Here is a 7,966-nt window from a genome sequence, read left to right as displayed (position 1 = left end):
GGCTTCCCTTGCAGCGGGTCGGCGCCCACCTCTGCGGCTTCTCCCGCCACTGGTCGCCGAGTTGAACCGCCGCATCACGCCTTCGTACCGCTGCCGCAGCCGCTCGGAGCAGAGGCCGTGCCCGCGGACCGGCGGGTACGGCTCGACGAACTGCCGTCGCCCGGCCGCGACGCGCGGCTGAGTCCGCCCACGCGGCGATCGACCGAGCGACGGCCTCCAGGGCTGGTCCCCAGCACGAGAAGGAGGCCGTCGAGGGGCTGATCAACACGCTCTCGGTCCGGCCGGGCGTCAGCGTCGGACAAGTGCCCGGACGGCTGCCTCGCCGTATACGTGGGCGCCTCGGTGATCTGGACCGAGGCGCCCACGCGGACCACCGGCAGCGCCGTGGTTTCCGAGCGCCGGCACGGGACTCCGGACTACGGGGTTCCGAGCCGCGGCCACGGGCAGCAGGTCGCGGGCCTCTGCGCAGAGGGCCTCAGCCTCGACGGAAACGGCTGCCTCCTCGCCGTCCTCGACTCTCGCTCCCGCCGGTGTCGCGTGCTTGACCGCGTTCGGCTGTACGGGCAGGACCTCGCCGTGAGAAGGACGAGCGTGGTGTGCCGCGGAAATGGCTGTGAACATCCGCCGGGCAGGGGGAGTTGGGCGGCACGGGAGGCTGTCGCCGGGCCGTCCGGCACGGGGCCGGATTCCACTGACTCGACGCCGGGCGGGCAAGGGTCTCGGGAGGCATGCGCACGGGGGTTGACCGCGCGTACCGCGCGCTTGCGAGGCCACTCCGGGGCTGGGGCGGAAGAGAGCAATCTGGAAGAAGCGCACGGCGTGCGGGGGTGCATACGGTTTCTCCGGTGCGGGGCGAAGTCCCGCTCGTCCACCGTCAGTTCCAGCTGTCCGTCCGGAGCCCCCATGCCGTTCGAAGTGGTACGCCTCGCCGCCCAGTGCCTCACCGGCCTCTTCCTCTCAAGGCGCTCCCTCGCGCGCGGCCGCCTCCCCGCGAGGGCCACCCTTCTTTCGCCGGATTCCTCCGGCACACCGCGCACGCCGGAGACAGCCGACCAGGACGCGCGACGCACCGGAGAGCGCTCCCCAGCGGGAAGCGCCCTCCGAAAACACGCCGGCCGACCGCTCGATCGCCCCGGCCGTACGCACTCACGCCCCGCGGAGCACCGCCCCCGTCTCCTCGACGGCGGCCGCTACCGCAGCGTCGCGGGCCTCGCTCGCCTCGGCCGCGGTGAGCGTCCGGTCACCGGCGCGGAAGCGGAGCGCGTAGGCCAGGGACTTCCTCCCGGCTCCGAGCTGCTCACCGGTGAACACGTCGAAGAGCCGCAACGACTCGAGGAGTTGGCCGGCGCCGCGGCGCAGCGCCCGCTCGACCTCGACCGCCGGCACCTGTCCGTCGACGACGAGCGCCACGTCCTGCGTCGCCACCGGAAAGGTCGAGATGTGCCGCGAGCGGACGGGTCCGGAGCCGGCCCTTGCGAGAAGGTCGAGGTCGAGCTCCATCGCACTGGTGCGGGCCGGCAGGCCGAGTTCCTTGAGCACCCCGGGGTGGAGCTCGCCCGCGTAGCCCACGAGCCGCCGCTCACCCTCGACCTGCACCGAGAGCACGGCGCACCTGCCCGGGTGCCAGGGCGCGTGCTGCCCGTTGCCGACGAGCAGTTCGGCCCCTGCCTCGTCCGCCACGCGGCGCGCCGCCTCCACTGCGTCGGCCCAACCGCCCGGCGTCTCACCGCCCCACCAGCCACCGCGATCGCGCGGTCCCGCGAGGACGGCGGCGACGTGCCGCGGCTGCTCCGGGAGGGCGGCGTCGAGTGCCGCGATCTCCTCCTCGGAGGGCCGACGGTCCACGGGCAGCCGCACCGCAGACGGCTCGTCGCCGCTCGGCAGGAAGACCAGACCCGTCTCGAAGAGCGCCACACCGGTGCCGTGCGCCTGGCTCCCGCGGCCCTCGTTGCGGCGGAGCGCCGTGAGCAGGCCGGGCAGCAGCGTGGTGCGCAGACCGGGCTCCTCCTCGGAGAGCGGGTTGGCGAGCACCACCGTCCGGCGCCTCGCATCGTCCGTCTCGAACCCGAGCGCGTCGAGGAGTTCCTGCCCGACGAAGGGGTAGGTCGGCGTCTCCACGTACCCGTCGGCCGCAAGCGCCCGGCCCACCCGGCGGTGGAGCCGCTGCCGTTCGGTGAGGCCGCGCCCGGACGGCGGACGGGGCAGCCGAACCGGCAGGTTGTGGTAACCCTCCAGCCGGATGACCTCCTCCGTGAGGTCCGCCGGGTCGGTGAGGTCCGGGCGCCAGGAGGGCGGCGTGACGGTCAACTCGTCCTGCCCGTAGACGTCGCAGCCCACCTGGTGGAGGCGGCGCACCACCGTCTCGCGACCGTACTCCTGCCCCGCGGTGCGGTCGGGCAGGTCCGCGGGGATGACGATCGTTCGCGGCTCCCGTGCGCTGCTCACCTCGGTGACACCGCGCCCGGCCGTCCCGCCTCCGAGGAGCTCCAGGAGATCGACGGTGCGCTGTGCGGCGGAGGCCGCAGCCTGCGGGTCGACACCGCGCTCCCACCGCTTCGCAGCCTCGCTCGGCAGCTTGTGGCGCCGCACGGACCGGGCGATCGGGACGGGCGCGAAGTGCGCCGCCTCGACGACGATCTCGGTCGTCCCCTCCCAGCGACCGCTCTCCGCGTCGAAGGCGGGGTCGACGATCTCGCTGTACGCCCCGCCCATCACGCCGGCGAGACCGATCGGCCCCCGAGCGTCGGCGATCACCAAGTCCTCGGCGTGCAGGGTGCGTTCGACGGCGTCGAGAGTGGTGAGCTTCTCGCCCTGCTCCGCGCGGCGCACGGTGATCGGCCCGTCGAGCCGGTCCCGGTCGTAGGCGTGGAGCGGGCTGCCCAGCTCGAGCATCACGTAGTTGGTGACATCCACCGGCAGCGAGACGGGACGCATCCCGGCCTTCTGCAACCGCCGCTTCATCCAGATCGGGGTCCGCGCCTCCGGCCGCACGCCGCTGACGGTCCGCGCCGTGAAGCGGTCGCAGGCGTGGCGGTCGACGACCTCGACGGGGTAGCCCTCGGCGTTCGGCGCCGGTACGTCGATCAGCGCCGGGTCACGCAGCGGGACCCCGTAGGCGGTCGCAGCCTCGCGGGCGAGGCCGCGCAGCGAGAGGCAGTAGCCGCGGTCGGGGGTGACGGCGATGTCGAGGACGTCGTCGACGAGTTCGAGGAGTGCGACCGCGTCCGTGCCCGCCTCGTGCTCCGGCGGGAGCACGATGATGCCGGCGTGGTCGTCTCCCATCTCCAGCTCGCGCTCGGAGCAGATCATGCCTTCGGAGACCTTGCCGTAGGTCTTCCGTGCCGAGATCACGAAGTCCCCGGGAAGCACGGCGCCGGGCAGCGCCACGACGACCTTGTCGCCGGCGGCGAAGTTGCGGGCGCCGCAGATGATGTTCTGCGGCTCGCCCGAGCCGTTGGCCTGACCGACATCGACCTGGCAGTACCGGATCGGCTTCTTGAACTCCGTCAACTCCTCGACGGCGAGGACCTCGCCGACGACGAGCGGCCCGGTCAGATCGGCACCGAGCCGGTCGACGGTCTCCACCTCGAGCCCCGCGTCGACGAGCCGGGCAGCGACCTGCCGCCCGGTCTCCCCCGCCGGCAGGTCCACGTACTCCCTGAGCCAGGAAAGGGGGGCGCGCATCAGATCTCCATCCCGAACGGCAGGGTGAAGCGCACGTCACCCTCGACCATGTCTCGCATGTCCTCGACGCTGTGGCGGAACATCAGCATCCGCTCGATGCCGAACCCGAAAGCGAACCCGCTGTACCGCTCCGGGTCGACCCCGCATGCCCTGAGCACGCGCGGGTTGACCATGCCGCAGCCACCGAGCTCGATCCAACCCTCGCTGTTGCAGGTACGGCAGGGCTGCTCCGGGTTGCCGACAGAAGCACCCCGGCACACGTAGCAGACCATGTCCATCTCGGCCGACGGCTCGGTGAACGGGAAGTAGCTCGGCCGCAGGCGCGTGTGCATGCCCTCGCCGAGCAGCGAGCGCACCATGTGGTCGAGCGTGCCGCGCAGATCGGCCATGGTGAGACCCTCGTCGACGGCGAGCAGCTCGACCTGGTTGAAGACCGGTGTGTGCGTGGCGTCGAGCTCGTCGGTCCGGTAGACCCGGCCGGGGCAGATCACGTACAGCGGCGGCTCGCGGTCGAGCATGCTGCGGATCTGCACGGGCGAGGTGTGCGTCCGCAGCACGACGCCGGAGTCTCCGGCAGCACTGCCGGAGTCCTTCGACGAGCGGCCCTCGCCCGCCTGGACGAAGAAGGTGTCCTGCATGGAACGCGCGGGGTGGTCGGGGTCGAGGTTGAGCGCGTCGAAGTTGAACCACTCCGCCTCCACCTCAGGCCCCTCGGCGACGGAGTAGCCCATCGCCACGAAGACGTCCTCGATCCGCTCGGAGAGGGTGGTGAGCGGATGACGCGCGCCCCGCGGACGGCGATCGTAGGGCAGCGTGACGTCGACGGACTCCTCGGCGAGGACCCGCTCGTCCCGTTCACGCTCCAGCTCCTCCTGCCGAGCCTTGAGCGCCTTGTTGACGGCGCCGCGCGCCTGTCCGACGCGCTTGCCCGCCTCCGCCTTGGCGTGCGGGGGCAGCGCACCGATCTCGCGGTTGGCGAGGGCGAGCGGGGAACGGTCGCCCGCGTGTGCGGTCTTGACCTCGCGCAGCTCCTCGAGATCGCCGGCCGCGGCGACGGCGGCGACGGCCTCGTCCCGCGCGCGGTCGATCTGTTCCGGTTTCAGTGCCTCGACCTCGACAGGGTCGTACGACTTGTTGGGTGCCGACATCTCTTCCCGTGTTTCCGATTGGATGGCTGCGCGCTCAGGAGGGCCGCTCGCAGACTGCCGTCCGGCTCGCGCCGGTGCCGGCTCGCGCCGGTCCCCGCGGCGTCCACACGCGAGTGTAATTGGGGGTGTCCGGCGCCCCTGAACGCGGATGACTTGGCGCACGGCCGGCACCTGCGGGAGAAGCAGGTGCGCGGCGGAATACGCCGGCTGGGAGAGCCCGTGGGCGGCGCTTCAGGCCAGTACGGCCGGGGCGCCCACGGGCAGGGTAAATCGGAACTCGGCGCCGCCCGCGGGCGAGCGGCCGACGGTGATGGTGCCGCCGTGCGCCTCCACGATGCCCTTCACGATGTAGAGGCCGAGGCCGGTGCCTCCGCGCTTGCTACCGCGCCAGAACCGGGTGAAGACGCGGCTCATCGACTCCTCGGGGATGCCGGGGCCTTCGTCTCGCACGGTCACTGCCGTCCCTTCCTCCTGGGCGCGGTTGGGGGCCGAGGTCACCTCGATGGTGACCGTTCCCTCCCCGTGGCGCACGGCGTTTTCCAGCAGGTTGCCGAGCACCTGGTCGATCTTGTCCGGGTCGGCCCAGAGCGCCGGAAGCTCCTCCGAGATGTGCACGGAGAACCGTTCCGCCCGCTCACCCGCCGCCAGATAACCGTCGACGTGCCGCCGGACCGCCTGCTCCAACCGTACCGGCTGCCGCCGCACCTCCAACCGCCCGGAGTCGATCCGCGAGATGTCGAGGAGCTCCGCGATGAGCCGGGTGACGCGGTTCGCGTCGGCGTGGACGGTCTCCAGCATCAGCCGCTTCTGGTCGTCGGTGAACCGCTGCCACTTCGCGAGGAGCGTGGCGGTGAACCCTTTCACCGAGGTGAGCGGCGAGCGCAGCTCGTGCGCGACGGTGGCGATCAGCTCCGCGTGGCTCCGCTCCGTCCGCCGCCGCGCCTCCGTCCCCCGCAGCGTGACGACGAGGCGCTCGACGGGGCCGAGCCGCCACGGTCTGACGTACCGGGCGGAGACGAGCACCTCGCGCCCGCCCGGCAGCAGCAGGTTCCGCTCCGGCTGGCCGCTGCGGATCGCGATCCCGCCGTAGGGGTCGGTCGAGGTCCACCAGCGGCAGCCCTCCATGTCCTCGAGCGGCAGGGCATGCTCGATCGGCTGCCCGATCGCCTCGCCGGCGCTGATGCCGGTGATCCGCACGGCCGCCGCGTTGAAGCAGACGACGAGGCCGGCGTCGTCCGCGATGACGAGGCCGTCGGGAAGATCGTCCGGGTGGAGACCGGCGAGCGAGCGCCGGAGTGCCGCCGCGGTACCCGGCTCTGAGAGCTGCGGCGGCTCGGTGCACGGCTCGTCCGGCTCCTCGACTCCGCTGCGCGACGCCGCCCCCGCGCCCCGCGCGGCACCGTACGCACGGCCGCCCGAAGCCGTCACGTCCATACGGGACCCCCTAGTCGCCCCTCCCGCCGGGCTCAGCAGCTCCCGACGCTCTGCGGGTCACACTACAAGCCATGGCCGACACGGGAACTCCCCGCAGTACAGCGGCAGATGGAGCGCTCCCGCCCGCTTCGCGGAGGGGCGCCCGCGCACCCGGCGTGCGAGACAGCGCCGCAGCAGCGGGACAGGTCAGCGCTGGGCGCGAGCCGAGGCGTAGAGGCAGACGGCGGCGGCCGTGGCGAGGTTGAGGCTCTCCGCCCTGCCGTGGAGCGGCACCCGGACCACCTCGTCGGCGAGCGCCGCGGTCTCCTTCGGCAGCCCCCACGCCTCGTTGCCGAAGACCCAGGCGGTGGGACGGCTCATGGCACCGGCGTCGAGCTCGTCGTCGAGGTCGCGCTCGCCGCCCCCGTCGGCGGCGAGCACCCGCACTCCGGCCGCGTTGAGCTCCCGCACCGCCTGCTCCGCGGGGACGCCGACGGCGACGGGCAGGTGGAAGAGCGAGCCGGCCGAGGCGCGCACCGCCTTGGGGTTGTACACGTCGACGGAAGCGTCGGTGAGCACGACCGCGTCGGCGCCCGCGGCATCCGCGCAGCGCAGCACGGTCCCGGCGTTCCCCGGGTCGCGGACGTGGGCGAGGACGGCCACGAGGGTCGGGCGCGCACCCGCGATCTCGCTCATCGGCCGGTCGAGGAACCGGCAGACGCCGATGAGCCCCTGCGGGGTGACCGTCTGCGCGATGTCTGCCATCGTCTCGTCGGCGGCGAAGTGCACCCGCGCACCTGCCTCGTGGGCGGCCGCGAGGATCTCCTCGTACCGCTCCGCGGCGTCGGCCGTCGCGAAGAGCTCGACGAGCGAGACCCCTCCCTCGGGCCCGCGGTACGTCACCGCCTCGCGCACCGCCTGCGGCCCCTCGGCGAGGAACCTGCGCTCCTTGGCCCGGAACCCTCTGCGCGCCAGCCGCCGAGCCGCAGCGACGTGCGGGGAACGCGGGGAGATCGGCTGAGGGCTGGCCATGTGCGGCGGCTCGCTTCCGGTGGGTGGGTGGCTGCGGAGAACGGGGCTCGACAGAACTGCGGACCCGCAGGTCGAGCCTGCGGGTCCGTCGCCGGGGACGCTACGTCCCGGACGTCAGGCGGCCTTCGGCGCGTTGACGTCGCTCGGGAGGGCCTTCTGCGCCACCTCGACGAGGGCGGTGAAGGCGGGAGCGTCGTTGACCGCGAGCTCGGCGAGCATCTTGCGGTCCACCTCGACGTTGGCGGCCTTCAGGCCCTGGATGAAGCGGTTGTACGTGATCCCGTTGGCGCGGGCGGCAGCATTGATCCGCTGAATCCACAGCTGGCGGAAGTCGCCCTTGCGGCGCTTCCGGTCGTTGTAGTTGTAGACGTAGGAGTGGGTGACCTGCTCCTTCGCCTTGCGGTACAGGCGCGAGCGCTGGCCGCGGTAGCCGCTGGCCTGCTCCAGGATCGCCCGGCGCTTCTTCTGAGCGTTGACTGCCCGCTTGACGCGTGCCACGTGAGTACTCCTTTAGGCGGGGTCGCGGAGCGCGAGGCTCACCGACCCATGACGGTGGGGTCCCGGTCGAGCGGGAGTCTTACTTGCCGAGAAGCTTCTTGATCTTCTTGGCGTTCGCCGGGGCCACCACGGTGTCGCCGGCGAGGCGACGCGTCAGCCTCGACGACTTGTGCTCGAGGTAGTGGCGGCGA

At 72.5% G+C, this 7,966-nt stretch carries 6 protein-coding genes; all 6 read right to left on the bottom strand.

Annotated features, from left to right (window positions below):
- Positions 1-1,146 precede the first annotated feature (1,146 nt).
- Positions 1,147-3,684 carry a phenylalanine--tRNA ligase subunit beta gene (gene pheT / locus UWG_RS0101260; RefSeq protein ID WP_016905391.1) on the bottom strand — a complete coding sequence of 846 codons (2,538 nt, stop codon included), beginning with the start codon at positions 3,682-3,684 and terminating at the stop codon, positions 1,147-1,149.
- Positions 3,684-4,832 carry a phenylalanine--tRNA ligase subunit alpha gene (pheS, locus tag UWG_RS0101255; RefSeq protein ID WP_016905390.1) on the bottom strand — a complete coding sequence of 383 codons (1,149 nt, stop codon included), beginning with the start codon at positions 4,830-4,832 and terminating at the stop codon, positions 3,684-3,686. The genes pheT and pheS overlap by 1 nt, the downstream gene beginning before the upstream one ends.
- A gap of 231 nt (positions 4,833-5,063) precedes the next feature.
- Complete coding sequence (locus UWG_RS0101250; RefSeq protein WP_016905389.1) at positions 5,064-6,266, bottom strand: sensor histidine kinase; 1,203 nt, start codon at positions 6,264-6,266, stop codon at positions 5,064-5,066.
- Positions 6,267-6,452: 186 nt separating this feature from the next.
- On the bottom strand, positions 6,453-7,277 hold the full coding sequence (locus tag UWG_RS0101245; RefSeq protein ID WP_016905388.1) for a TrmH family RNA methyltransferase: 825 nt from the start codon (positions 7,275-7,277) through the stop codon (positions 6,453-6,455).
- 114 nt (positions 7,278-7,391) lie between these two features.
- Positions 7,392-7,775, bottom strand: a complete 384-nt coding sequence (gene rplT, locus UWG_RS0101240; RefSeq protein WP_016905387.1) for a 50S ribosomal protein L20 — start codon at positions 7,773-7,775, stop codon at positions 7,392-7,394.
- Between the two features lie 79 nt (positions 7,776-7,854).
- On the bottom strand, positions 7,855-7,966 hold a 112-nt coding region (locus tag UWG_RS0101235), incomplete at its 5' end, for a large ribosomal subunit protein bL35 (protein WP_016905386.1).

The sequence above is a fragment of the Streptomyces xiaopingdaonensis genome (assembly GCF_000262345.1).
Lineage (GTDB): Bacteria > Actinomycetota > Actinomycetes > Streptomycetales > Streptomycetaceae > Streptomyces > Streptomyces xiaopingdaonensis.
Note: the sequence above shows the minus strand (reverse complement) of the source record. Positions and strands in the feature narration are given on the sequence as shown.